The organism is Brucella pituitosa (assembly GCF_003049685.1).
GTDB classification, from domain to species: Bacteria; Pseudomonadota; Alphaproteobacteria; order Rhizobiales; family Rhizobiaceae; genus Brucella; species Brucella pituitosa.
Genome location: NZ_PYSY02000001.1, coordinates 935,273 through 960,191 on the forward strand (window position 1 = coordinate 935,273; position 24,919 = coordinate 960,191).

Sequence of the window (24,919 nt, forward strand, 5' to 3'; positions counted from 1 at the left end):
AAGCCTTTACGCAAGGAAAAACAGCCCGTTTCGTTCGCGCCATGATTGCTGTGGAGAAAACATCCACAATTCCTCTATAGATGCTTAATGACGGCAACATTGCGACGAATGTACTGGATTGGTTCTCATCGCTACTTGCTGACGAATCGCGCAATTGGTACTGAGAAGTATGGGTAAAAGTCTGATTCCGCCGGGCGACGGCGAAGAACATATCGAACGGGTCGATCTTAAGTCGGCCCTCGAGGAGCGCTACCTCGCTTATGCGCTGTCCACGATCATGCATCGTGCACTGCCGGATGTGCGCGACGGTTTGAAGCCGGTTCATCGCCGCATAATGCATGCCATGCGTCTGTTACGGCTCAATCCCGATCAGGCTTACGCAAAATGTGCACGTATTGTCGGCGACGTGATGGGCAAGTTCCACCCGCACGGCGATGCTTCGATCTATGATGCGCTGGTGCGTCTTGCTCAGGATTTTGCAGTGCGCTATCCGCTCGTGGACGGACAGGGCAATTTCGGCAATATCGATGGCGATAATGCCGCCGCGATGCGTTATACCGAAGCGCGTATGACTGAAGTGGCAACGCTGTTGCTTGAGGGCATTACCGAAAACGCTATCGACTTCCGTCCGACCTATAACGAAGAAGACGAGGAACCTATCGTTCTTCCGGGTGCTTTCCCGAATCTTCTTGCCAACGGATCGGCCGGTATCGCGGTTGGCATGGCCACCAATATTCCACCGCATAACGTAGCTGAACTTTGCTCGTCGGCTCTTTATCTAATCAATCATCCTGATGCGTCGGTCGAAGAACTCATCACTTCCCCAGAACAGTGGGAAGAGTTGAAGAAGGAAGCGGAGAGCGACCCGGCTGCACTTCTCAAGTGCAAAGTGCGCGGCCCGGATTTCCCGACCGGCGGCATTCTGGTTGAAGACCATGCCAACATTGTCGAAGCCTATCGCACAGGGCGTGGTTCTTTCCGCGCACGTGCGCGTTGGGAGAAGGAAGAGGGGAATCGCGGAACCTGGGTTATCGTTGTAACCGAGATCCCATATCAGGTGCAGAAATCGCGCCTGATCGAGAAGATTGCGGAGCTGCTTCTCGCAAAGAAGCTGCCGTTGCTCGATGATATTCGCGATGAGTCTGCCGAAGATATCCGCATCGTTCTGGAACCCAAGAACCGCACGGTCGATCCAGAACTGCTGATGGAATCGCTGTTCAAGCTGACTGAGCTTGAGAACCGTGTTTCGCTCAACATGAACGTGCTCTCGCACGGCAAAGTGCCGAATGTTCTGTCACTGGGCGGTGTGCTGCGTGAATGGCTGGAACACCGCAAGGAAGTGCTGGTTCGCCGTTCCGAATATCGTTTGGCGGAAATTGAGAAACGTCTGGAAATCCTGGGCGGTTTCCTGAAGGCTTACCTCAATCTCGATGAAGTCATTCGCATCATTCGTGAAGAGGATGAACCGAAGCAGGAGCTGATGCGGTTCTTTGATCTGACGGATAATCAGGCCGAAGCAATCCTCAACATGCGCCTGCGTTCCTTGCGCAAGCTTGAAGAATTTGAAATTCGCAAAGAATTCGATGGTCTGACTGCTGAAAAGACTGATCTGGAAGGCTTGCTTGCTTCAGGCACGCGCCAGTGGAAGAAGATCAGCACGGAAATCAAAGCCGTCCGTGAGAAGTTTGGGCCTGAAACCAAACTTGGCAAGCGCCGCAGTACCTTTGCCGATGCGCCAAGCCATGATCTCGAAGACATTCATCAGGCGATGATTGAACGCGAGCCAGTGACCATTGTCGTGTCTGAAAAAGGCTGGCTGCGTGCAATGAAGGGGCATCTGGCTGACTTCTCCACGCTGGCTTTCAAAGAAGGTGACAAGCTCAAGCTCGCTTTCCATGCGGAGACGACAGACAAAATTCTGTTGGTCACGACAGGCGGAAAATTCTTCACTATTGGTGCGAACACGCTTCCCGGCGGTCGTGGCCATGGCGAGCCGATCCGTATTCTGGTCGATATGGAGAACGATCAGGATATCCTGACAGCCTTCGTGCATGACCCTCAAGCCAGGCTTCTTCTGGTTTCTCATGAGGGTAATGGTTTCATCGTTCCGGAAAATGAGGCCGTCGCCAATACCCGCAAGGGTAAGCAGGTGATGAACGTGAAAGTCCCGGACGAGACAAAGCTGTGCCAACGCATTTCGGGCGATCACATTGCGGTGGTGGGTGAAAACCGGAAGATGGTTGTCTTCCCGCTTTCAGAAATCCCGGAAATGACACGCGGCAAGGGCGTGCGCCTGCAGAAGTACAAGGACGGCGGCGTGTCCGATGTCCGTACCTTTGCGATTGCTGAGGGCCTGTCATGGCAGGATTCAGCAGATCGCACCTTCAATCGCAGCAAGGAAGAGCTTGTCGAGTGGATTGCTGCCCGCGCGTCCGCAGGGCGTTTGGTGCCCAAGGGGTTCCCGCGTTCGGGTAAGTTCTAAGGTTTAGATGCAAATAAAAAGGGCGGCTTTTAAGCCGCCTTTTCTCTGTTTATCTCTCAAACCTCTGCCAGCCGCGTGGGCCGAGATGCTCCTGCGGCCTGAAGCGCGTCTTATATTGCATCTTGCGTGACCCTTCGACCCAATAGCCGAGATAGACATGCGGCAAGCCAGCGGCTCGTGCACGTTGGATATGATCGAGGATCATGAAAGTTCCGAGCGAACGCTCATGCATATGCGGAGAGAAGAACGAATAGACCATAGATAGGCCATCTGCCATCACGTCAGTGAGGGCTACTGCGATCAGCTCTCCGTCGCCCTTGGCACTGATAAAGCTGTCCGGCCCGCGTCTGCGATATTCAATAATCTGCGTGTTGACGTGCGTATCTTCCACCATCATTGCGTAATCGAGTACCGTCATATCGGACATGCCGCCGGAGTGGTGACGTGCATCCAGATAGTCGCGGAAGAGTGCATATTGTTCGGTGCTTGGCTGCGCTTTGTGCTGGCGACCGATCAGGTCGCGATTATGGTTCCAGACCCGGCGCATACTCCGGTTCATCTCAAATTCGCCAGTCAGAATTCGTACCGAAACGCAGGCGCGGCAAAGCTCGCAGGCTGGTCGATAGGCAATGTTCTGGGAGCGGCGAAAGCCGCCTTGAGTCAGCAGATCATTGATCTCGCTGGCTTTGTCGCCGACGAGATGTGTGAAAACTTTCCGCTCCAGCTGACCCTCAAGATAAGGGCAAGGCGATGGAGCCGTTAGAAAAAACTGCGGAGACTGTTGCGGTTGATGGGTCATTCAATATCCACGAAACGGCAATACCGAACCATCACGATGAGTTATTTTACGCATGTCTCCCAAAACCGGTTCCCACTTTCGGGAGACATGCTCTAAAGATTGAGCCGGCTGCACAAAACGTCAATAGACATTTTGTGCAGCCGGCCCTGAATTTTTTTGATGCTTGATTTAGCGGTCCGAACGGATGACTGCTGTTCCAAGCAAGAGGTCGTGCACAGTACGCTTACGGTCAATCACCAGTGTAGCCAACAGAATGAACGGCGTAAGCACGACATTCAGGCCCCAGAACAGGACCGTGTGAACCACCGCCAGCATAGGGTCGACTGTACCGCCTTCAAGGCGAACCAGCTTGATATTCATCATCTGCATACCCTTGGTGGCCTGCTGAGGCCCGCCGAGTGTACGCGATATGTAAAACAAAGCGACAACCGGGAACATGATGGCATAGAGCGCCCATCCCAACGAGAGGGTGACAATGCCCAGAATGAAGATCACGATTGCTACTGGAATGCAGAGCAAAAAGACGATCAGATAGTCGATGAGGAAAGCCATGATACGGCGCGTACGTACGCCTTCAAAAAATGCGCGGCTTTCGTAACGCGGCCCCATTATTTCGCCGTGCAGAATATGGTCGGACATTGTCCCTTCCAGTCGTTAAAACGAGAAGCGTCCGGAAAAATAAACCCGTCCGCTGTTCCGCACTACGCGGAACAGTCTCAAGGTGGTGTATGAAACTGGCTATTTCAAGGAAGCAGTGTTTCGGAATTTAGTTCTGGCTTTTCAGCTTTTCTGCCACTTCCATCGCAAAATAAGTCAGAATGCCATCACAGCCAGCGCGCTTGAAAGCCAGCAGGCTTTCCATCATGACCTTCTCTTCGTCGATCCAGCCGTTCATGCCTGCGGCCTTGATCATCGAATATTCGCCTGACACCTGATAGGCATAGGTCGGCAGACGGAACGTGCTTTTCAGACGATGGATGATGTCGAGATAAGGCATCCCAGGCTTGACCATCAGCATGTCGGCGCCTTCAGCCACGTCCTGTTCGGCCTCGCGCACCGCTTCTTCAGGGTTTGCTGGGTCGATGTAATAGGTCTTCTTGTCGCCCTTCAGCAGACCTGCCGTTCCGATTGCATCGCGATAAGGACCATAGAAGGCAGATGCGAATTTGGTCGCATAGGACATGATCGGCACATGATTGAAGCCATGGGCATCCAAGGCCTGACGAATTGCGCCGATACGGCCATCCATCATATCGGACGGTGCGATAACATCTGCACCTGCTTCAGCCTGCGCGAGCGCACCGCGCACGACCATCGCAACCGATTCATCATTGATGATCTCGCCATTGCGCAAAATGCCGTCGTGGCCATGCGTCGTGAACGGATCAAGTGCGGCGTCAGTGATAATACCGATTTCCGGCACTTCTTTCTTGATGGCACGGACAGCGCGGTTGATCAGATTGTCGGGGCTTGCAACGAAAGCACCGTCTTCTGTCTTTACTTCAGCCTTTTCACGCGGGAAGGGCGCAATGGCCGGAATGCCAAGCTTCGCAGCCTTCTCGGCCATGCGCACAGCCATATCGACCGAATAGCGCTCGACGCCTGGCATCGCATCCACGGGTTCGCTGACGCCTGTTCCATAGGTAAGGAAGAATGGCAGGATAAGATCGTTCACCGTTAGATGAGTTTCCTGCACCAGTCTTCGCGACCAATCGGCCTTGCGCATGCGGCGCAGGCGACGGCCTCCCGTCACATCATCAACGTGACCTGAAATGTTGGCAGAAGAAATGTTGGACAAACGATCAGTCATGGAAACGTTCCCGAGAGAATAAAGCTTGGGAATCTAACGGTTCGGAAGCTTGTTATCAGATGGCCACGGTTTATCACGGGAAAAGTGGCTAAACCAAGCACAATGGCCTGTGCAGGATTGACGCGGGGCTTCTCAGTTTCTACCCATTTAATCAAACGGGAGAAACGACATGCAGATTGACTTCGGTGGCGGTAGCGAAATCGGCTTTGAACGCAAGGGCAAGGCAGGGCTTGTCAAGCTAACGCGCACATCTGCGCTCAACGCGCTCACGCATAATATGATTCTTACTCTCGACCGCGCGCTTCAAGCCTGGGAAGCCGATCCAGACGTCGCCTGTGTGATTCTTGAGGGTGAGGGCCGTGCCTTCTGCGCTGGCGGCGATGTGATTGCGGCCTACAAGGCGGGACAGAATGGCACGCCTGCATTCGATTTTTTCCGTGACGAATATCGTCTCAATGCGCGCATCGGACGTTTTCCAAAGCCATATATTTCGTTGTTGAACGGTATTGTGATGGGCGGAGGTGCAGGTATTTCTGTGCATGGTTCCCATCGTATCGTGACCGAAAACACACTTTTCGCGATGCCTGAAACTGGAATTGGCTTTTTCCCGGATGTAGGCGGAAGTGCTTTCCTTCCACATTTGCATGACAATTTCGGATATTATCTGGCGCTGACCGGAAATCGCGTTCGCTGGGGCGATTGCCTGCAAAGCGGTATTGCTACCCATGCAGTCGCTGTGAATGATCTTGATGATCTGCGCGACGACCTCATCGCAACGGCTGATGTCGATACGGCATTGGCACGCTGCCAGTATCCGGATTTTGAAACTCCTGTGGAAATGCGGCAGTTGATTGAAGCAAGTTTTGCTCACGCTACACTTACTGAATGTGTTGCGGCTCTGGAAAAGTCGGCCGCAGCTGGCAGCAAGCATGCCAACGATATTCTCACTGTTTTAGCAACACGTTCGCCGACAAGTGTCGCAGTCACGTTTCGCCAGATTGCCGATGGGCGAGCTCTCGATCTGGATGATTGTATGCGGATGGAATATCGCATCGCATCGCGTATGCTTGAGGCACATGATTTTTACGAAGGTGTGCGGGCTGTCCTGATAGACAAGGATGGTGCGCCTGCCTGGAAGCCAGATTCAATCGAAGATGTGAAGCCGGAAATGGTGAGCGCGTATTTTGCAAATCTTGGCGAGAGGGAACTGAGCTTTTGATGCGTCAGGATGAGTTGCACCAGCATTTACAGCCCAGTGGTGCTGAGTGGTCTTTTGTCTGGTTCATGCGGCTGATCGCATTGGCTGCTCTGGCCAGTGGTGTTTTTTACTGGATAAAACTGATCGGTATTCAGCCGGGATTGCTGTGGCGCTTCGATCTCATGCCATGGCAGTGGCAGACTGCATCTGTAGCACTTGCTCTTCTCATGCCCGTTGCAGCGACAGGCCTCTGGATGCGTGCCCCATGGGGTGCTGTATTGTGGTTTGTTGCGGCAATTGGCGAAATCGCCATCTATTCCGTCTTTGCGCGCCACTTTGAATATAAGCCAATTACCGTCGGGTTTAATGCGGTTTGCATCGTTGTCTATATCATTTTCCGTGTGGTGCTTTTCCTGGAGAAAAAGCGGCAATCACGTATGGGGCCACGTATGGGAATTGCCAGCTGAAATTATTGCCTAGTATGCCGAACCCGAAATTCGTCACACCATAAAGCGACAGTTGGAACGAATTTCGGGTTCCAAGCCATACTAGTATAATATTGAATCTAGTGGATTTTACGAATTTGACGTTTGAAACAGCATTTATGTCAGGCGGGATTCAAACGTCAAATTCAATCCACCAGTAACAGAACATTAAGCCTGAAACTGCATTTCCTTTGGTAAGCTACTGTTAAGGCTGACTTTTAATTCGAATTTTATGCATCTCTCCTAAAGTCCTCTCATGAACGGTGAGAAAATACACCGCATAAAACAGGACAAAGAGAGCGACCTCATGAAAGGTTGCTCCGACAGAGAGGCAAAAGAAATGATCAATGCACAGCACAGAATGGATGCATCTGCTCCGCTTTTGAATCCCGAAGCAGCTCTCCGCACGCTTTATCTCGAAGCTCTTCAGCTGGTTGAGCGTCTGCATCGTCGTCTGCTCGACGTTATCAAGGACGAATTCGACCGCAATGGACGCAGCGATATCAATGCAACGCAGGCGTTGCTCCTGTTCAATATCGGCAATTCAGAACTGACAGCTGGCGAACTGCGTTCGCGCGGCTATTATCTGGGCTCGAATGTCTCTTATAATCTCAAAAAGCTGGTCGAGATGGGCTTTATCCATCATGAGCGTTCCAGCACTGACCGTCGTTCGGTTCGCGTGAGCCTGACCGATAAGGGCAATGAGATTGCCGATCAGGTGCAGGCTCTTTATCAGCGCCACATTGCGTCCATTGAGCAGGTGGGCGGAATTCAGGTGGAAGAGTTCACCGCAATGAACCGTTCGCTCCAGCGTCTTGATCGCTTCTGGAATGACAGCATTGCTTACCGGCTCTAACAGGTTGTTGCAGAACGGTCACAATTAGTATGATTTGTTCATGGAACTTCATGATTGCGAGCTATTTCAGCATGGCCTGACTTGAAATTGGTTCTCCGCGACATGAATAAGCCATAAAAATCGACATAAGCGAATATACAGCGCATAATTTAGAGCTATCTGCAGATGCAGCGCATCTGGGCGCAACCTGTTAGCCTTTGGGACCAAATCTATGACCAAAACCGACAAGAAGACGCAAGCTTTCAATGTAGGTCGTCGCAGCTTCCTGCGTGGCGCAGCAACTGCCGGTCTTACCGTCGCTGCTTCGGCAATGGTTCCAGCAGCTTTTGCCCAGCAGCAGGGTTTAAATGATATTCTTGCCGCACCCCGCCGTGGCAACTGGGATGACCAGTTTGATGCCCGTGCGACAGGTGGTCAGAAAGTTGCAACCAATCAGCCGGTTCTCAGCCAGCAGACTGTTGGTAATCTTCAGTCAGCGATTGCCCAATATACCGATATAGCAGGCCGCGGTGGCTGGCCACAGGTTCCCGGCAATGCGAAGCTGCAACTGGGTGCGAATGCGCAGTCGGTGCAGGCTCTGCGTCAGCGTCTTATTGTTTCTGGTGATCTTCCGCGCGAAGCAGGTGTTTCCGGCGCGTTCGATACTTATGTTGATGCAGCCGTCAAGCGCTTCCAGTCGCGTCATGGTCTGCCAGCTGATGGCGTTATGGGCCAGTTTACCTATGCTGCCATGAATGTGGACGCCAATACGCGTCTTGGACAGCTGCAAACCAACCTTCAGCGCCTTTCGGGCATGGCTGCTACAAGCCAGTCAGAGCAGCGCTTTGTGATGGTCAACATTCCGGCTGCTCGTATTGAGGCAGTCGAGGGCGGCAACGTTTCTCAGCGTCATACCGCTGTCGTCGGTAAAATCGACCGTCAGACACCGATCCTCAACTCGAAGATCCATGAAGTTATTCTCAATCCTTACTGGACGGCACCAAAGTCGATCATCCAGAAGGATATTATTCCGCTGATGCGGAAAAACCCGCAATATCTGGCAAACAACAAGATCCGTCTCTACAACGCGCAGGGACAGGAAGTTCCGCCGGAAAGCGTTGACTGGAACACGGATGATGCCGTCAAGCTGATGTTCCGTCAGGACCCGGGCAAGATCAACGCGATGTCCTCGACGAAGATCAACTTCCACAATCAGCATGCCGTTTACATGCATGACACCCCGCAGAAGAGCTATTTCAACAAGCTCATGCGTTTTGATTCGTCTGGCTGTGTCCGTGTGCAGAATGTTCGTGACCTCGATGTCTGGCTGTTGAAGAACACTGCGGGCTGGGATCGTCAGAACATCGAGAACACCATTAAATCAGGCGTTAACACGCCTATTCAGGTGTCTGATCCTGTGCCGCTGCATTTCGTTTACATCACCGCATGGTCGACCGGCGATGGTGTGGTGCAGTTCCGCGACGATATCTACAAGATGGATGGCGCAACCGAACTGGCTCTCGGCACTGATACCTGATCTGAATTCACTTACAAAAAAAGCCGTCCGGACCCGTTTCGGACGGCTTTTTTATTGGGGGGAATACTCCAAGCTACGTCATGCCGCATTTTGGAAGATGCTTTTCGCTTAAGCGCCATTGGCCTTGCCAATCGAAGTGTGATACTGCGCCTCATATCATATAGCTATCACCGGCTAACCCGGAGGGTGTGAAACATGTCGCAAGCCAATACCGCTTTTTTCAACGCAACTCTTGAAGAAATCGATGCCGATATTTTCGGTGCGATCCGTAACGAACTCGGTCGTCAGCGTCATGAAATCGAGCTGATCGCCTCGGAAAATATTGTTTCGCGTGCGGTTCTTGAAGCTCAGGGTTCCATCCTCACCAACAAATATGCCGAAGGCTATCCGGGTAAGCGCTATTACGGCGGCTGCCAGTATGTTGACGTTGTTGAAGAACTGGCAATCGAACGCGCGAAGAAGCTGTTTGGTGCAGAATTCGCCAACGTGCAGCCAAACTCCGGCAGCCAGATGAATCAGGCCGTGTTCCTGGCGCTTCTGCAGCCGGGCGACACTTTCATGGGCCTCGACCTCAATTCGGGTGGCCACCTGACGCACGGTTCGCCAGTCAACATGTCGGGCAAGTGGTTCAATGTTGTTTCCTATGGCGTTCGTGAAGACGATCATCTTCTGGACATGGAAGAAATTGCGCGCCTTGCACGTGAACACAAGCCAAAGTTGATTCTTGCTGGCGGTACTGCCTATTCCCGTATATGGGACTGGAAACGCTTCCGTGAGATCGCCGACGAAGTTGGTGCATATCTGATGGTCGACATGGCTCACATCGCCGGTCTGGTTGCCGGTGGTGTGCATCCATCACCAATTCCACATGCTCATGTTTGCACCACGACGACTCACAAGTCGCTTCGCGGCCCACGCGGCGGTATGATCCTGACCAACGATCCTGATCTGGCGAAGAAGTTCAATTCGGCTGTCTTCCCTGGTCTGCAGGGCGGCCCGCTGATGCATGTAATTGCTGGTAAGGCAGTTGCTTTCGCGGAAGCTCTGAAGCCGGAATTCAAGGTCTATGCTCAGAACGTTGTCGACAATGCGCGTGCGCTTTCGGACGAACTGAAGTCGCAGGGCCTCGACATCGTTTCAGGCGGTACTGACAACCACCTGATGCTGGTTGATCTGCGTCCGAAGAATGCGACGGGCAAGCGCGCTGAAGCAGCTCTCGGCCGCGCAAATGTCACCTGTAACAAGAACGGCATTCCATTCGACCCGGAAAAGCCATTCGTAACGTCGGGTGTGCGTCTTGGTACGCCTGCTGGCACGACCCGCGGCTTCGGCAAAGCTGAATTCAAGGAAATCGGTTCGCTGATCGCGGAAGTGCTTGATGGTCTCAAGGTTGCAAATTCCGATGAAGGCAATGCAGCCGTTGAAGCAGCTGTTAAGGCGAAGGTCATTACACTGACCGACCGTTTCCCTATGTACGGGTATCAGGGCTAAAACCCTTCAAATTTTGATGAAGCCCCGTTCAACCTTGTTGAGCGGGGCTTTTTCATATCTGTCTCAATTAGGCGGCATTCGCCTGATGGGGTATCATTTGAAGGAATCAACAGAGCATTTCCAGCAAAAGGCGTGAGCTTTTTGCGTAAGACAATGCGAAAGAGAAGTAATTGGAGCGTTTCCTGCTATTCAATCAAAATAGGAAACACTCGTTCAGTTGAAAGAGTGCCATGCGTTGTCCCTATTGCCAATCTGAAGACACTCAAGTGAAAGATTCCCGCCCTGCGGAAGATGGTGCAGTTATTCGCAGGCGTCGCGTCTGTTCAGTGTGTGGCGGGCGGTTTACGACGTTTGAACGCGTGCAACTGCGTGATCTTATGGTCGTGAAGAAGAGCGGTCGCCGTGTGCCTTTTGATCGCGACAAGCTTACCCGCTCCATCGACGTGGCCTTGCGCAAACGTGATGTGGATATCGACAGAATCGAGCGTGCCATCTCCGGCATTGTGCGACAGCTGGAAAGTTCTGGCGAGGCGGAAGTGACGTCTGATGAAATTGGTCGGTTGGCGATGGACGCGCTCAAGGGTGTCGACGATATTGCCTATATCCGTTTCGCATCGGTTTATCGCAATTTCAGCAAGGCCGTTGATTTCCACAATGTGATTGACGAGCTGACGACGACCGAGAATGAACGCGATCCGGACGCATAATATGAGCCGCTTGGAATTCCCGCATGCCAATGTGACCTCGGATGATCTCCGTTTCATGGAAGCAACCATCCGTTATGCACGCCGTAATAAAGGTCTGACAGGCACCAACCCCTCCGTTGGCACGATAATCGTCAAGGATGGCGTTATCGTCGGGCGAGGTGTAACGGCGGTTGGCGGGCGACCGCATGCAGAGCCACAGGCGCTGGCAGATGCTGGCGAAGCGGCACGCGGAGCAACCGCTTATGTTTCTCTCGAACCATGCGCTCATCACGGTCGCACACCGCCTTGTGCAGAGGCACTGGTACGCGCTGGCGTTGCGCGGGTATTCGTTGCGGCTACTGATCCCGATGAAAGAGTAAGTGGAAAAGGTTTTGCCATTCTGCGTGAAGCGGGCATCGAGGTCTTGCCTGGCATCCTGTCCGATAAGGCTGCGGACGATCTCGCGGGCTATCTGAATCGATCTTCTAAAAAACGCCCGGAAGTGATTCTGAAACTTGCACTTTCTGCCGATGGCTTCATCGGGAAAAAAGGTGAAGGACAGGTCGCAATTACCGGCCCGATTTCACGCGCGCAATCACATATTCTGCGGTCGCAGACCGATGTGATCCTTGTTGGCGTCGATACGGCAATCGCCGATGATCCCATCCTCAACTGCCGCCTCCCGGGCCTGGAGCAACGTTCCCCGATCCGCCTTGTGCTCGATAGCGGCTTGAAGCTGCCACTCGATTCAAAGCTTGTACGCAGTTCTGAGGCCATTCCACTATGGCTGGCGTGCTGCGAACATGTAGCGTCTGAACGGCGTTATGAAATGCAGGCAGCAGGATGCCGGATCGTTGCTGCGGAAAGCGATGGTGGGCATATCGCCCTCCCGGAACTGATGGACGATCTTGCAGCACAGGGCATTTCTTCCGTTCTGGTTGAAGGTGGCGCCAGCGTTGCCAAGAATTTCCTGAAGGAAAAGCTGGTTGACCGGCTCATCCTTTTCCATTCGCCTGTGGAAATCGGCGCAACAATTGGGGTTGCTGTCACGGATCTGCAATCCCATATTGATAATGAATTTACTATTTTGCGCAGAGCGCAGTACGGCGACGATGCCTGTATCGAGTATGTAAGGAACGCGTAATGTTTACTGGGATTGTCACCGACATCGGTAAAGTGGATCGTATCAAACCGCTGAATGAAGGCGTACTGCTGCGCATTGAAACGATATACGATCCTGAAACAATCGAACTCGGTGCTTCTATTTCATGTTCCGGCGTGTGCCTTACCGTAGTGGCTTTGCCGGAAAAAGGCACCAATGCGCGTTGGTTTGAAGTTGAAGCATGGGAAGAAGCTCTTCGCCTGACCACCATCTCAAAATGGGAAAATGGCACACGCATTAATCTTGAGCGTTCGCTTAAGCTTGGCGATGAAATGGGCGGTCATCTGGTGTCCGGACATGTCGATGGGCAGGCGGAAATCGTTGCGCGCAAGGACGAGGGCGATGCAGTCCGTTTCACTCTGCGCGTGCCGGAAGAGCTTGCGCCTTTTATTGCTCAAAAAGGTTCTGTTGCGCTTGATGGCACGTCGCTGACGGTCAATGGCGTGAATGGAAACGAGTTCGATGTTCTGCTCATTCGCCACTCATTGGAAGTCACCACTTGGGGTGATCGTCAGACGGGAGATAAGATCAATATCGAGATCGATCAGCTTGCACGTTATGCAGCAAGGCTTGCGCAATATCAGAAATAAGCTTAGAGCCTAAGAACCCTAAGCTATTTTCTGAATTTAGCGTTGACCGCAGGATTTGCGGTCCGCGATTTCTGTCATGGAGTTTCTCATGTCCAAGCACGAGGCGCATGCGCCGCACCTGCTCATTGTCGAAGCGCGTTTCTATGAGGATTTGTCCGATGCGCTTCTCGATGGCGCAAAGGCGGCTCTCGATGCGGCTGGCGCAACTTATGATGTTGTGACAGTTCCCGGTGCGCTCGAAGTGCCTGCGACTATTTCTTTTGCCCTTGATGGTGCCGAAAATGGTGGCACTGAGTATGATGGCTTTGTCGCACTTGGCACAGTCATCCGTGGCGAAACCTATCATTTCGATATCGTTGCCAACGAATCCTGCCGCGCTCTGACCGATCTTTCTGTTGAGGAAGGCATTGCAATCGGCAATGGTATCCTGACGGTTGAAAACGACGAACAGGCGTGGGTGCGTGCGCGTCGTGAAGACAAGGACAAGGGCGGCTTTGCTGCTCGTGCAGCGCTGACCATGATTGACCTGCGTAAGAAATTCGGAGCCTGAGACGATGACTTCTTCTTCTGAAGGCCGTTCCGCACCGAACGCCCCACGATCTGCAAACAAGCGCGGCGTTGCCCGTCTGGCCGCCGTGCAGGCGCTTTACCAGATGGATGTCGCCGGTACGGGCGTCATGGAAGTTGTGGCCGAATATGAGGCACATCGTCTTGGCAAGGAAGTGGACGGTATGCAGTATCTCGATGCTGATCCACAATGGTTCCGCGGTATTGTTGCAGGTGTCGTCGATAATCAGCTTACGCTGGATCCACTGATCCACCATGCACTGACTGAGGACTGGCCGCTTTCACGCCTCGATTCCACCTTGCGCGCAATTTTGCGTGCAGGTGCGTGGGAATTGAAGACCCGCAAAGACGTGCCAACAGCTGTGATCGTTTCCGAATATGTGGATATTGCCAAGGCGTTCTACACGGAAGACGAGCCAAAGCTGGTCAACGCCGTACTTGATCGTCTTGCCTTTGAGCTGCGCGGCGAAAGCCGTGGTACAAAGCCCCGCAGCAAGTAATAATCAGCGGATCATCAGAACTGAAAAAGGCTGCGAGAAATCGCAGCCTTTTTGGTTTGTTCACCGACAAACTACGGCTTGACCTTTTAAGGCAGCTTCCGCATGTTGAGCCTGCGGCATTGAGAATGCTGAAATGCAGAAACTTCTGCCAAATATTTGATTTCAGGCAGATGTTTCGAGAACTAAAAACAAATAAGAATTAGCCGATGAAGCCCGGTGAAGAGTCGGTTTCAGGCACTTCCATGCCGCCAGTCCTGGCCCGGGGAGGGGTTTTCGGGTCTTTTATGCGCCGATGTGTGCAGGTAATCGCAACTCATTTGTGAGCGATCTGCTTGTGGCTGGCGCGAGCTCAATGGGAGTTGGCCTAAATGGGAATTGGAGTTCTTCTTCTCGTCATTGCCTGCGGTGTCGTTTCCGTTCTTTTTGCCGTATGGGCGATTCGCTCGGTGCTTGCGGCCGATCAGGGCACGCCGCGTATGCAGGAAATCGCCGGCGCTATCCGTGAAGGCGCGTCCGCCTACCTCACACGACAATATTCCACGATCGCCCTTGTTGGCGTCGTCGTCTTTCTGGCAGTCTGGTATTTGCTGTCGATTACTGCAGCTATCGGTTTTTTCATCGGGGCTGTTCTCTCCGGTTTGACCGGATTTATCGGCATGCATGTTTCAGTCCGTGCAAATGTACGAACTGCACAAGCCGCTTCCCTAAGCCTTGCTGGCGGATTGGAACTCGCGTTCAAATCTGGCGCTATTACCGGCATGCTTGTCGCTGGCCTCGCGCTGCTCGGTGTATCCGTCTATTATTTGATTCTAACAGCCTGGATGGGCTACTCGCCATCTGACCGTACAGTGATCGATGCACTTGTGGCGCTCGGTTTTGGTGCCTCGCTGATTTCGATCTTCGCCCGTCTGGGCGGCGGCATCTTCACCAAGGGTGCTGATGTCGGCGGCGATCTGGTTGGTAAGGTCGAGGCGGGCATCCCCGAAGACGATCCACGTAATCCTGCAACTATTGCCGATAATGTGGGAGACAATGTCGGCGACTGTGCGGGCATGGCGGCGGACTTGTTCGAGACCTATGCAGTCACTGTTGTTGCGACAATGGTTCTGGGTGCGATCTTCTTCAACGGCTCCGATGTGCTTTCAAGCGTCATGCTCTATCCGCTAGCCATTTGCGGCGCGTGTGTGCTGACCTCGATTGCAGGCACTTTCTTCGTGAAGCTTGGCGTCAATGGCTCAATTATGGGTGCGCTTTACAAAGGTCTCATTGCAACCGGACTTCTGTCCATTGTGGGCCTCGCAGTTGCCAACACGCTGACAATTGGCTGGGGTGAAATCGGCACTGTTGCAGGAATGACGATTACAGGCACCAATCTCTTTATCTGTGGCCTGATTGGTCTCCTTGTCACGGGCCTGATCGTGGTGATTACGGAATATTATACCGGCACCAACAAACGCCCGGTCAATTCCATCGCGCAGGCTTCCGTTACCGGCCATGGCACAAACGTTATTCAGGGGCTGGCCGTTTCGCTGGAATCGACCGCTTTGCCTGCGATTGTCATCGTTGGCGGCATTATCGGCACCTACCAGCTGGCGGGCTTGTTTGGCACTGCAATCGCTGTGACGGCCATGCTGGGCATTGCCGGTATGATTGTAGCACTCGATGCGTTTGGCCCCGTGACCGATAATGCGGGTGGTATTGCGGAAATGGCTGGGCTCGACCCGGAAGTCCGCAAATCAACCGATGCGCTGGATGCTGTTGGTAACACGACCAAGGCCGTCACCAAGGGTTATGCAATTGGTTCGGCAGGTTTGGGTGCTCTGGTGCTGTTCGCAGCTTACTCCAACGATCTGGCTTATTTTGCCGCGAACGGCCAAACCTATCCATATTTTGCCGATATGGGGCCGGTTTCCTTTGAACTGTCCAACCCATATGTGGTTGCGGGTCTGATCTTTGGTGGCTTGATTCCATACCTCTTCGGCGGCATGGCTATGACGGCCGTGGGGCCGGCAGGAAGTGCGGTAGTGCAGGAAGTACGACGTCAGTTCCGTGAGAAGCCCGGCATCATGACGGGGCAGGAACGTCCGGATTACGCGCGCGCAGTCGATCTTCTGACCAAAGCAGCAATTCGCGAAATGATTATCCCATCACTGCTGCCGGTTTTGGCGCCACTCGTCGTCTATTTCGGTGTGCTGCTCATTTCAGGCTCAAAAGCAGCAGCCTTTGCAGCGCTTGGTGCGTCGCTCCTGGGCGTCATCATCAACGGATTGTTCGTGGCTATATCCATGACATCGGGTGGTGGAGCATGGGACAATGCCAAGAAGAGCTTTGAGGATGGCTTTACCGATGCCGATGGCGTGAAGCACATGAAGGGTTCGGAAGCGCACAAGGCTTCCGTAACCGGTGATACGGTGGGTGATCCTTACAAGGATACGGCCGGTCCAGCGGTCAACCCTGCAATCAAGATCACCAATATCGTGGCGCTCTTGCTGCTGGCGGTGCTGGCACATACGGCTTAGAGCATTTCCAGCAAAAGTGGGAACGGGTTTTGCGTTCGGAAATGCGTAAAAATAAATAGTTTGAGCGGTTCTAACGATTCAACATCAACTGGAACCGCTCTGATGTGAACCACAAAAATAAAAAGCCCGGCAAGTTTGCCGGGCTTTTTTGTGAATTTTGTAGCAAATCAGTTGTTTGCGCCGCCTACCGCACCCGGCAAGGATGTTGGAGCCTTGCCAACACCCTGAATGATCTGACCGATAAAGGTCTGATCCTTGCCGCCCGTTGGTGTCGTGCGCGACATGAAATCGAACAGCTTGCCATCCTGGAGGCCGTAATTGGCAATATTGCTGACCTTACCGTCCTTGTCGAAGTAAACAGCAAGGATATGGCGGTCGATGATCTTCGGCTTCATGAACTGTGCCGCACGGTAGCGCTTCTGCGAAATGTAATAAAACACTTCATTGTCGAAGGTTGCCGTGGTGGACGGTGTGCCGAGTGCGAGAAGCACCTGTTCACGGCTGGAGCCAACCGGAACCGAATCAAGCGCCTCCTGATCGAGCACATAACCCTCTGTAAGCGTTTCCGACGGATTTAGCGTGGATGCAGTGTTACATCCGGCAAGAGCCGCCGAAAAGAGAATTGCTGTGCCTGCGAGAAGGGCACGCTGTTTGCGTGCGCTTGGGAAAATTCGCTGCAACAAAGACCTCTCCATACATTCTATATCAGCGCGGCACTTTCGCCGTCAGGAGAACTTCGGTAAACCACCTTGCTTCTGGATGCAACAAGTACGGTCGTATACGAATGATTCTTCGACTTTTTCGCCGCAAAAACAAAGCAAATGAGACAGTTGTGCTTCGCGTTTACGAGACGATCGTGGCGGCGGCGCGGCAAAAGCGTTTTTATGCACAATTTCAGGTGCCTGATACGCCATTAGGTCGTTACGAGATGCTTTCGGTTCATATTTTCTTGTCTCTTCATCGCATGAAGGGCGAAAATTCTGTGCTGATGCCGCTTGCGCAAGACATCGCAGACGAATTTTTCAAGGATGTGGATCATTCTTTGCGAGAATTGGGAATCGGTGATCAAGGCGTTCCCAAGCGTATGAAGAAGCTCGCGCGCATGTTTTACGGGCGCGTCAGTTCGTATGGTACGGCACTGGATACCGATGACAAAAACGCGTTGGCTATCGCTTTGACGCGAAACATTCAGCCTGATCTCGAATTCTGGCCACATGCTCACTATCTGAGTGAATATGTATTTGCCTGCCGTGATCGGTTGGCAGAGATTGAAAACAGTGCTTTGGCAGCAGGCGACATATCCTTTATGGATGCTGACGAAATGATGCTTACGCCAATTGATAGTACAAAAGAGGCAAACGAGAATGACTGACAAACCGGCGCTGACCTATCCCGTTCCGGTTCTTCATCTGCCCCAGAAGGGCTTAACGGTGAAGATCGGGACAAACGACAGGGAAAGAGCAGCATTGGCAGCCGAACATGGCCTCCAGGCTGTGAATTCTTTTGCCGCTGAGTTTTTGCTGACGCAGTGGAAAAAGAACGGCATCCGCCTGCGTGGCACCATCAATGCAGAAATCGTGCAGTCTTGCGTTGTGACGCTGGAACCAATCAATGCTACGGTTTCTGAAGAAGTGGACACGATTTTCGTACCAGAAAATTCACGCCTGGCTAAAATTCAGCTCGATGAAAGCGGCGAGTTGCTGTTGGATGCTGACGGCGCAGATATTCCCGAGACGTTTGTCGGCGATAAGATTGATATTGGCGCTGTTGCTGAAGAGTTTTTTGAACTCGCCCTTGATCCATATCCGCGCAAGCCGGGTTTGCCCGATGACGCTGAACCGGCCGTTTTCGGTGACGTGGAAGAGGAAGAGAAGCCTGATTCGCCTTTTGCCAAGCTTTCGGAATGGCAGAATAAGCCGTGATTTAACCGATGCTTGAGAGAATCTGGTTGTGCGCGACCGGAAAAACACTATTTTCGCGGAAAACCCCTCTGCTTTCAGACAAGCAGGATTGGGGAAAGGGATCGCACAGGAATAATCAATAGTGATAAAAATTTCGATTGACGCCATGGGCGGTGATTTTGGCCCAGAAGTGGTCATCCCCGGCGCGGCGAAGGCACTTGAACGCCATCCTGACATCCGGTTCATTTTCTTCGGGCTGGCCGGTCAGGTTGAGCCTGTATTGGCACGTTACCCGAAACTGCAGGCAGCATCTGAATTCCGCGCCAGTCAGGTTGCGGTCAGAATGGATGATAAGCCGAGTCAGGCGCTTCGTTCCGGTCGCGGCAAGTCTTCCATGTGGCAGGCGATCGAAGCCGTAAAGACCGGTGATGCCGATGTCTGTGTTTCAGCCGGAAACACTGGTGCGCTTATGGCCATGTCAAAGTTCTGTCTGCGCATGTTGTCCGATGTAGAGCGCCCGGCTATTGCGGCTATCTGGCCGACTTTGCGCGGTGAATGTATTGTGCTGGATGTCGGTGCGACTATCGGTGCCGATGCGCGCCAACTCGTGGATTATGCGGTGATGGGCGCGGGTATGGCGCGCGCGCTTTTCGAGATAAAAAAGCCAACGGTTGGCCTGCTTAACGTCGGTACAGAAGAAGTTAAAGGCCTCGACGAGATCAAGGAAGCTGCCCAGATTCTGCGCGATACACCGCTGGAGGGGTTGCAATATACCGGCTTTGTTGAAGGCAACGGTATCGGCAAAGGGGCTGTTGATGTGGTCGTGACAGAGGGCTTCACGGGTAATGTTGCACTGAAAACGGCTGAAGGTACGGCGCAACAAATGGCGCAACTGCTCCGTCAGGCGATGACCCGCACATGGCTTGCGAAGATTGGGTATATTTTTGCAAAGGGCGCATTTGACCGCATTCGCGAAAAAATGGACCCGAACAAGGTGAATGGTGGCGTGTTGCTTGGCATGACCGGTGTTGTGATCAAAAGTCATGGCGGTGCCACCGCCGAAGGTTTCTGCTCAGCAGTCGAAGTTGGGTATGACATGGTACGCAACAAGCTTCTTGAAAAGATTGAAGCCGATCTGGCTCATTTCCACCACAGTCATCCGCATTCTGTGTCCAATGACGGCAGTGAAGCAGCCAAGTGATTGTTAGCCCTTTAAATTGGGTGTGAATGTAGACCGGTAAGCGTGCGACTGATGTGGTCAGGCTAGAGCAGTTTCAGAAAAAGTGAGGACCGATTTTTCGCCCGAAACTTCGATAAAGCAAAACGAAACTGCGATAAAACAAAACGATAGAGCGGCTCTTCCGGTTCAGGGAAAATAGAAGCCGTTCAAGGACAGGAAAAAGATGATAAGATCTGTCGTAAGAGGTATTGGTTCAGCGCTGCCTAAGCGGATCATGAAAAATGCCGATTTTGAAGGCGTGATTGAAACCTCTGACGAATGGATCGTCCAGCGCACGGGCATTCGCCAGCGCCACATCGCAGATGAAACCGAGACCACAGTATCGCTTGGTGCCGCGGCTGCGCGTGCGGCCCTTGAAAATGCTGGTCTGCAAGCTTCCGATATCGATCTGGTCCTAGTGGCAACCTCGACGCCAAATCATACATTTCCGGCAAGTGCCGTCGAAATTCAGCGCGAGTTGGGCATCACTTCAGGATTTGCGTTCGATCTTCAGGCCGTTTGCAGCGGCTTCATCTATGCCGTGACAACAGCGGACCTTTATATTCGTGGTGGCATGGCTCAGCGTGTGCTGGTCATAGGTGCGGAAACCTTCTCGCGCATTCTCGATTGGAACGATCGCACGACCTGTGTGCTGTTTGGCGACGGTGCGGGCGCATTGGTCCTTGAAGCGGGCGAGGGCAAGGGCCTGACGTCGGATCGCGGTATCCTCGCTGCGAACCTTCGTTCTGACGGCAATCACAAGGAAAAGCTTTTTGTGGACGGTGGCCCATCGACCACACAAACGGTCGGTCATCTGCGCATGGAAGGCCGTGAAGTCTTCAAGCATGCTGTGGGTATGATCACCGATGTGATTGAAGCGTCCTTTGCCGAAACAGGTCTGACTGCAGACGATATCGACTGGTTCGTACCACATCAGGCCAATAAGCGCATTATCGACGCTTCGGCCAAGAAGCTGAATATCGCCGAGGAAAAGGTGGTTATCACCGTTGACAAGCACGGCAACACATCGGCAGCTTCGGTTCCTCTGGCGCTTGCGACAGCCGCTGCAGACGGTCGCATCAAGAAGGGCGACCTTGTTCTTCTGGAGGCCATGGGCGGCGGATTTACCTGGGGCGCGGTGTTGTTGCGCTGGTAATTAGAAATTTGATGGGCCGCGAGGAAACTCGCGGCTTGACCGGACCGCGTTTATTTGTGTAACCTCCTGTCACTTAAGGATATTATCTGTTCAAACGCTAACCAGGTAGGTTCTGTTATGGGAGGTAAGACGGTCACACGCGCTGATCTGGCAGAGGCTGTTTACCGCAAGGTAGGCCTATCCAGAACTGAATCGGCGGCTCTGGTCGAGATGATCCTCGACGAAGTCTGTGACGCTATCGTAAACGGTGAAACTGTGAAATTGTCGTCATTCGCGACATTTCAGGTCCGTGACAAGAATGAGCGCATCGGCCGCAACCCGAAGACCGGTGAGGAAGTACCAATTCTTCCACGTCGCGTCATGACGTTCAAAGCGTCTAACGTTCTCAAGCAACGCATCCTCCAAGAACATCAGAAGCGCGGGTCGAAAAGCGCCAAATCGTAGTTTTTAGATGGATAGAGGTTTTTAATCTCTTTATTCTTTATTGCGTCGCCCCTTTTGGGGCGAAGTATTTCGCTTGCTTATATATCCAGTGACATCAGCAGCCTGAAATCTGTGCTTCTTCCTGTTATATATGAAGGGGTGCTTATAAAGTTCTGATATTATATAATCTACGGACAGAGCGAGTCGGTTCCCTAATATAACAATCCGAAAAGTAGGGGCTTTTCGTTCGATATTTATATGTTAAACGCCGTTCGATTATTATGATACTTTGGCCGACACGAAATTATGTGTCGATTGCCATTTGAACGATCTGGGCTGGCAGGACTCGCTGCACGGCGAGGCCAAACCACTGGAAAGGGCAAGCAGATGGACAAAAGCCCTGATGCATTCAGGACTATAAGCGAAGTAGCAGAAGATCTCGATCTTCCGCAGCATGTGCTGCGCTTCTGGGAGACGCGCTTTACCCAGATCAAACCGATGAAGCGAGGCGGAGGTCGTCGCTACTATCGTCCGCTTGATGTTGAATTGCTCAAAGGCATTCGCCACCTGCTTTATGATCAGGGATACACTATCAAGGGTGTCCAGCGACTCCTCCGCGAAAACAATGCACAATTCATTATCGCGCTTGGCAATGGTGATGTTCAGGCCATTGAAGCCATCACGCGCCAAAAGCAGGCTGCTGCTGAAAAGCAAGCGATGGAAGGCGCCGCCGATAATGAAATGGCGCTGCCAAGCGGCATCAAAGCACCGCAACCTGCGCGCAAGCTGTTTGGCTTGTTGAAGGGTGAGGAAGACGGCCCGATTGGCGCTGACGGGAAGCGTCCATCGAAGGATAACCGTTCGCTTCTGCAGGAAGCGCTTTTCGACCTGCTGGAATGCAAGCGCCTGCTGGACCAGGTTCGCTAACAGGTCAGCTCACGCTTGCCGGGCAATAAAATGAAAAAGGGAGGCAGTGCCTCCCTTTCTTTTTATCACTTATGTCGACGATAGTTTCAGGCCGATAATACCGGCCAGAATAAGTGTGACGCTGGCAACGCGGAAGAATGTTGCTGCTTCACCCAGAATGAAAATTCCGACGACGAATGCGCCAACCGCGCCAATGCCGGTCCAGATTGCATAGGCTGTGCCCAAAGGCAGGGTGCGCATTGCAATCGAAAGCAGGGCGAAACTGCCGATCATCGTTACAATCGTGATGACGCTGGGCGTTAAAAGCGAAAAGCCTTCCGATTTTTTCATGAAGTAGGCCCAAACAATTTCGAGGCCACCAGCCAGTGCCAGATAGATCCATGCCATTTTAGTGCTCCTAGGTATGGGCCGTCCCAATTTTTAAGAGAACGAAAGGCCGTCCTTTCGTCAATATTGTAAATCTAATGAGAAGGGTGCAGAGCGTCATTGAGGTACATGCAACTCAGCATGGTAAAGACATATGCCTGAATGATAGCCATCAGCAATTCAAGTGCTGTCAGTGCGACTGTCATGGCGAGAGGCATGATGGCTGACATGAGCCCCAGCGAACCCAGACTGCCCAGTCCAACGACAAATCCGGCAAATACCTTCAGCGTGATGTGACCAGCGAGCATGACTGCAAACAGACGTACTGAATGACTGATCGGGCGCGAAATGTAAGACATGAGTTCGATAGGAACGATAATCGGAGCGAGCATCACCGGGACGCCGGCTGGCATGAATAACCGGAAGAACTTGAAACCGTGGCGCAGCAATCCGTAAATTGTAACCGTCAGAAACACGAGCATTGCCAGCGCGAACGTGACGATGATGTGGCTTGTTACCGTGAAGGCATAAGGAAACATGCCGATGAGGTTAGCCACAAGAATGAACATGAAAAGCGAGAACACCAGGGGGAAGAATTTCATCCCGTGTTCACCTGCATTTTCACGTATAGTTTTTGATACAAACTCGTAAAGCATTTCCGCCGACGACTGCCAACGACCTGGCACGACTCTACTGCGTCGCGAGGCCATGAAGAGAAAGCCTGCAGCAACTGTTACAGTCAGCAGCATGTAAAGTGCGGAATTCGTGAAAACAATCTGCTGGCCACCCACGGTGCCAAGCTCGACGATAGGTCGGATTGCAAATTGTTCTATAGGCCCGGCCATGGAGCACCCCTCCAAATGGGGCCGTCCCCTATGCGAACACAGGCGCGGGTCGTCCCGCGCAGCCCTCAGATAGAGAATTTTTTTGCGAGCTGCAAGTCCGTGAACGAGCCGAAGCTTACGAAAAGTTAATTGTTTCGCTCTGGATCGATAAGCTTTTTACGCTATCCTTAATTACCTCAACAACTCTGGAGACAGATCGATGGCTATTTCACGGCGAAATTTTATCGTTGCAGCTTCCGCTGCAGGTGGTGGAGTAGCTTTATCGCCATTTGAAGCTTCGCAAGCTGCGGCGCAAACGCCTGTGTCGAAGGTTGAAAACTCTGGTTTTCATAGGTTTCAATTTGGCGACTTCGAAATCACGACGCTTTCTGATGGGCGCCGGGCAGGCGAAGCGCCAGAGAAGACCTATGCGATCAATCAGGATCCGAAAGATGTCGCGGCCCTGCTGGAAGAAAATCTGCTTCCTACCGATCGTTTTGTGAATAGTTTTACGCCCGTTTTGATCAATACTGGCAAGGAGCTGGTTCTGTTCGATACAGGAATGGGGGCAGGAGCCCGTGAAGCAGGGCAAGGCAAATTGATCAGTGCACTGGAGGCTTCAGGCTACAAGGCGGGTGATGTTTCCCTTGTTGTTCTCAGCCATTTCCATCCCGATCATATCGGCGGTTTGATGGAGGACGGCAAACCAGCCTTTGCAAATGCACGCTATGCTGCCGGACAGAGAGAGTTTGATTTCTGGACTGATCCAGCCCGGCTCGAAAGCCCGGCAAAGACTGTCGCACAAATGGTCGAAAAGAATGTGAAGCCGTTAGCAGAAAAGACCACCTTCATCGATGATGGCAAAGAAGTGGTCCCCGGTATTCATGCTATCGGCGCTTACGGCCACACGCCGGGGCATTTGGCATTCCGGGTGGAATCGGATGGCAAATCGCTCATGCTGATTTCAGATACGGCTAACCATTCGGTTATTACCTTGCAGCGTCCCGACTGGCACGTTTCATTCGATATAGACAAGGACATGGCGGTTGAGACCAGAAAGCGCATCTTCGATATGATTGCTACCGACCGGCTGCCTTTCATTGGATATCACATGCCATTTCCGTCGCTTGCATATCTGCAGCGTGAAGGTGAGGGCTATCGTTACGTCCCTGAAACCTACCAAATTCGTAACACTTAAATCGACAGACTTACGGTGCAAGGGGCTTCAATTTCACGAAGCTGGAAAATAAACCTTGCACCGTGGGTTGCTCTATTGTGTTTTTTTCCGGTTCAGAACGCGATGTTCCACCAAAGCATTGAATGAACTTTATAGTTTTAGCCTCAATCACTTATCCTGACTTATTTAAGTCGAGTGCAACCCGTGCCGACAAACTATTGGTTTACATAAAATATTTCTACTTTCCCGAAGAAAATCCCGTTAT

General features: G+C 52.4%; 25 protein-coding genes. 19 read left to right on the forward strand and 6 right to left on the reverse strand.

The window, feature by feature from the left end:
* The first annotated feature begins 169 nt into the window (after nucleotides 1-169).
* On the forward strand, nucleotides 170-2,482 hold the full coding sequence (locus C9380_RS04525; RefSeq protein WP_128093072.1) for a DNA topoisomerase IV subunit A: 2,313 nt from the start codon (nucleotides 170-172) through the stop codon (nucleotides 2,480-2,482).
* 49 nt (nucleotides 2,483-2,531) lie between these two features.
* Here the strand turns inward: C9380_RS04525 and C9380_RS04530 are convergent, their stop codons facing one another.
* The 3 genes from C9380_RS04530 to hemB all read right to left on the reverse strand — a co-directional run bounded on the left by C9380_RS04530 (nucleotide 2,532) and on the right by hemB (nucleotide 5,091).
* Entirely contained in the window at nucleotides 2,532-3,281 is a 750-nt protein-coding gene (locus C9380_RS04530; RefSeq protein WP_024897411.1) for an arginyltransferase, read from the reverse strand.
* A 168-nt stretch (nucleotides 3,282-3,449) separates the two neighbouring features.
* Entirely contained in the window at nucleotides 3,450-3,920 is a 471-nt protein-coding gene (locus tag C9380_RS04535) for an RDD family protein (protein WP_024897412.1), read from the reverse strand.
* A 127-nt stretch (nucleotides 3,921-4,047) separates the two neighbouring features.
* Nucleotides 4,048-5,091, reverse strand: coding sequence for a porphobilinogen synthase (gene hemB / locus C9380_RS04540; RefSeq protein ID WP_100559320.1), 1,044 nt, complete (start codon nucleotides 5,089-5,091; stop codon nucleotides 4,048-4,050).
* 169 nt (nucleotides 5,092-5,260) lie between these two features.
* Here hemB and C9380_RS04545 point away from each other — a divergent pair, with 169 nt between their 5' ends.
* The 11 genes from C9380_RS04545 (at nucleotide 5,261) to C9380_RS04595 (ending at nucleotide 16,661) form a co-directional block, all read left to right on the forward strand.
* Nucleotides 5,261-6,310, forward strand: a complete 1,050-nt coding sequence (locus tag C9380_RS04545; protein WP_128093073.1) for an enoyl-CoA hydratase/isomerase family protein — start codon at nucleotides 5,261-5,263, stop codon at nucleotides 6,308-6,310.
* Complete coding sequence (locus C9380_RS04550) at nucleotides 6,310-6,756, forward strand: DUF6163 family protein (RefSeq protein WP_024897415.1); 447 nt, start codon at nucleotides 6,310-6,312, stop codon at nucleotides 6,754-6,756. The genes C9380_RS04545 and C9380_RS04550 overlap by 1 nt, the downstream gene beginning before the upstream one ends.
* 358 nt (nucleotides 6,757-7,114) lie before the next feature.
* A complete protein-coding gene (gene ldtR, locus C9380_RS04555) occupies nucleotides 7,115-7,630 on the forward strand; it encodes a transcriptional regulator LdtR (RefSeq protein WP_024897416.1) in 516 nt (171 codons plus the stop codon).
* Between the two features lie 211 nt (nucleotides 7,631-7,841).
* The gene (locus C9380_RS04560; RefSeq protein WP_024897417.1) at nucleotides 7,842-9,146 is read left to right on the forward strand and encodes a L,D-transpeptidase family protein; all 1,305 of its coding nucleotides are present in this window, start codon (nucleotides 7,842-7,844) and stop codon (nucleotides 9,144-9,146) included.
* Nucleotides 9,147-9,341: 195 nt separating this feature from the next.
* Nucleotides 9,342-10,637, forward strand: coding sequence for a serine hydroxymethyltransferase (gene glyA / locus C9380_RS04565; RefSeq protein ID WP_024897418.1), 1,296 nt, complete (start codon nucleotides 9,342-9,344; stop codon nucleotides 10,635-10,637).
* A 230-nt stretch (nucleotides 10,638-10,867) separates the two neighbouring features.
* Nucleotides 10,868-11,344: a transcriptional regulator NrdR gene (gene nrdR, locus C9380_RS04570; protein WP_024897419.1), complete on the forward strand. Its 477-nt coding sequence runs from the start codon at nucleotides 10,868-10,870 to the stop codon at nucleotides 11,342-11,344.
* A 1-nt stretch (nucleotide 11,345) separates the two neighbouring features.
* On the forward strand, nucleotides 11,346-12,467 hold the full coding sequence (gene ribD, locus C9380_RS04575; protein WP_128093074.1) for a bifunctional diaminohydroxyphosphoribosylaminopyrimidine deaminase/5-amino-6-(5-phosphoribosylamino)uracil reductase RibD: 1,122 nt from the start codon (nucleotides 11,346-11,348) through the stop codon (nucleotides 12,465-12,467).
* Nucleotides 12,467-13,075: a riboflavin synthase gene (locus C9380_RS04580; protein WP_100559312.1), complete on the forward strand. Its 609-nt coding sequence runs from the start codon at nucleotides 12,467-12,469 to the stop codon at nucleotides 13,073-13,075. The genes ribD and C9380_RS04580 overlap by 1 nt, the downstream gene beginning before the upstream one ends.
* A gap of 88 nt (nucleotides 13,076-13,163) precedes the next feature.
* Nucleotides 13,164-13,625, forward strand: coding sequence for a 6,7-dimethyl-8-ribityllumazine synthase (locus C9380_RS04585; protein ID WP_128093075.1), 462 nt, complete (start codon nucleotides 13,164-13,166; stop codon nucleotides 13,623-13,625).
* A 4-nt stretch (nucleotides 13,626-13,629) separates the two neighbouring features.
* Nucleotides 13,630-14,142, forward strand: a complete 513-nt coding sequence (gene nusB, locus C9380_RS04590) for a transcription antitermination factor NusB (RefSeq protein WP_128093076.1) — start codon at nucleotides 13,630-13,632, stop codon at nucleotides 14,140-14,142.
* Between the two features lie 368 nt (nucleotides 14,143-14,510).
* Nucleotides 14,511-16,661: a sodium-translocating pyrophosphatase gene (locus tag C9380_RS04595; protein ID WP_128093077.1), complete on the forward strand. Its 2,151-nt coding sequence runs from the start codon at nucleotides 14,511-14,513 to the stop codon at nucleotides 16,659-16,661.
* A 167-nt stretch (nucleotides 16,662-16,828) separates the two neighbouring features.
* On the opposite strand, the gene C9380_RS04600 is transcribed toward C9380_RS04595, so the two are convergent.
* Nucleotides 16,829-17,344, reverse strand: a complete 516-nt coding sequence (locus tag C9380_RS04600; protein ID WP_128093078.1) for an outer membrane protein assembly factor BamE — start codon at nucleotides 17,342-17,344, stop codon at nucleotides 16,829-16,831.
* 101 nt (nucleotides 17,345-17,445) lie between these two features.
* Here C9380_RS04600 and C9380_RS04605 point away from each other — a divergent pair, with 101 nt between their 5' ends.
* The 6 genes from C9380_RS04605 to C9380_RS04630 all read left to right on the forward strand — a co-directional run bounded on the left by C9380_RS04605 (nucleotide 17,446) and on the right by C9380_RS04630 (nucleotide 22,287).
* Entirely contained in the window at nucleotides 17,446-18,033 is a 588-nt protein-coding gene (locus C9380_RS04605) for a ubiquinol-cytochrome C chaperone family protein (protein ID WP_128093079.1), read from the forward strand.
* Nucleotides 18,026-18,583 (forward strand): YceD family protein, encoded by a 558-nt coding sequence (locus C9380_RS04610; RefSeq protein ID WP_111786897.1) that lies wholly within the window; start codon nucleotides 18,026-18,028, stop codon nucleotides 18,581-18,583. The genes C9380_RS04605 and C9380_RS04610 overlap by 8 nt, the downstream gene beginning before the upstream one ends.
* A 121-nt stretch (nucleotides 18,584-18,704) precedes the next feature.
* Nucleotides 18,705-19,763 (forward strand): phosphate acyltransferase PlsX, encoded by a 1,059-nt coding sequence (plsX, locus tag C9380_RS04615; RefSeq protein ID WP_111786898.1) that lies wholly within the window; start codon nucleotides 18,705-18,707, stop codon nucleotides 19,761-19,763.
* 202 nt (nucleotides 19,764-19,965) lie between these two features.
* A complete protein-coding gene (locus C9380_RS04620) occupies nucleotides 19,966-20,937 on the forward strand; it encodes a beta-ketoacyl-ACP synthase III (protein ID WP_024897429.1) in 972 nt (323 codons plus the stop codon).
* Between the two features lie 117 nt (nucleotides 20,938-21,054).
* Nucleotides 21,055-21,381, forward strand: coding sequence for an integration host factor subunit alpha (locus tag C9380_RS04625; RefSeq protein ID WP_024897430.1), 327 nt, complete (start codon nucleotides 21,055-21,057; stop codon nucleotides 21,379-21,381).
* Between the two features lie 366 nt (nucleotides 21,382-21,747).
* Nucleotides 21,748-22,287 carry a MerR family transcriptional regulator gene (locus C9380_RS04630; protein ID WP_111786899.1) on the forward strand — a complete coding sequence of 180 codons (540 nt, stop codon included), beginning with the start codon at nucleotides 21,748-21,750 and terminating at the stop codon, nucleotides 22,285-22,287.
* 69 nt (nucleotides 22,288-22,356) lie between these two features.
* Here C9380_RS04630 and sugE read toward each other — a convergent pair whose 3' ends face one another.
* Together sugE and C9380_RS04640 are read right to left on the reverse strand one after the other, a co-directional pair.
* Nucleotides 22,357-22,674, reverse strand: a complete 318-nt coding sequence (sugE, locus tag C9380_RS04635) for a quaternary ammonium compound efflux SMR transporter SugE (RefSeq protein ID WP_024897432.1) — start codon at nucleotides 22,672-22,674, stop codon at nucleotides 22,357-22,359.
* Nucleotides 22,675-22,748: 74 nt separating this feature from the next.
* The gene (locus tag C9380_RS04640) at nucleotides 22,749-23,498 is read right to left on the reverse strand and encodes a F0F1 ATP synthase subunit A (RefSeq protein ID WP_024897433.1); all 750 of its coding nucleotides are present in this window, start codon (nucleotides 23,496-23,498) and stop codon (nucleotides 22,749-22,751) included.
* A gap of 199 nt (nucleotides 23,499-23,697) precedes the next feature.
* Here C9380_RS04640 and C9380_RS04645 point away from each other — a divergent pair, with 199 nt between their 5' ends.
* Nucleotides 23,698-24,675, forward strand: a complete 978-nt coding sequence (locus C9380_RS04645) for an MBL fold metallo-hydrolase (protein ID WP_100559310.1) — start codon at nucleotides 23,698-23,700, stop codon at nucleotides 24,673-24,675.
* The last annotated feature ends 244 nt before the right edge of the window (nucleotides 24,676-24,919 follow it).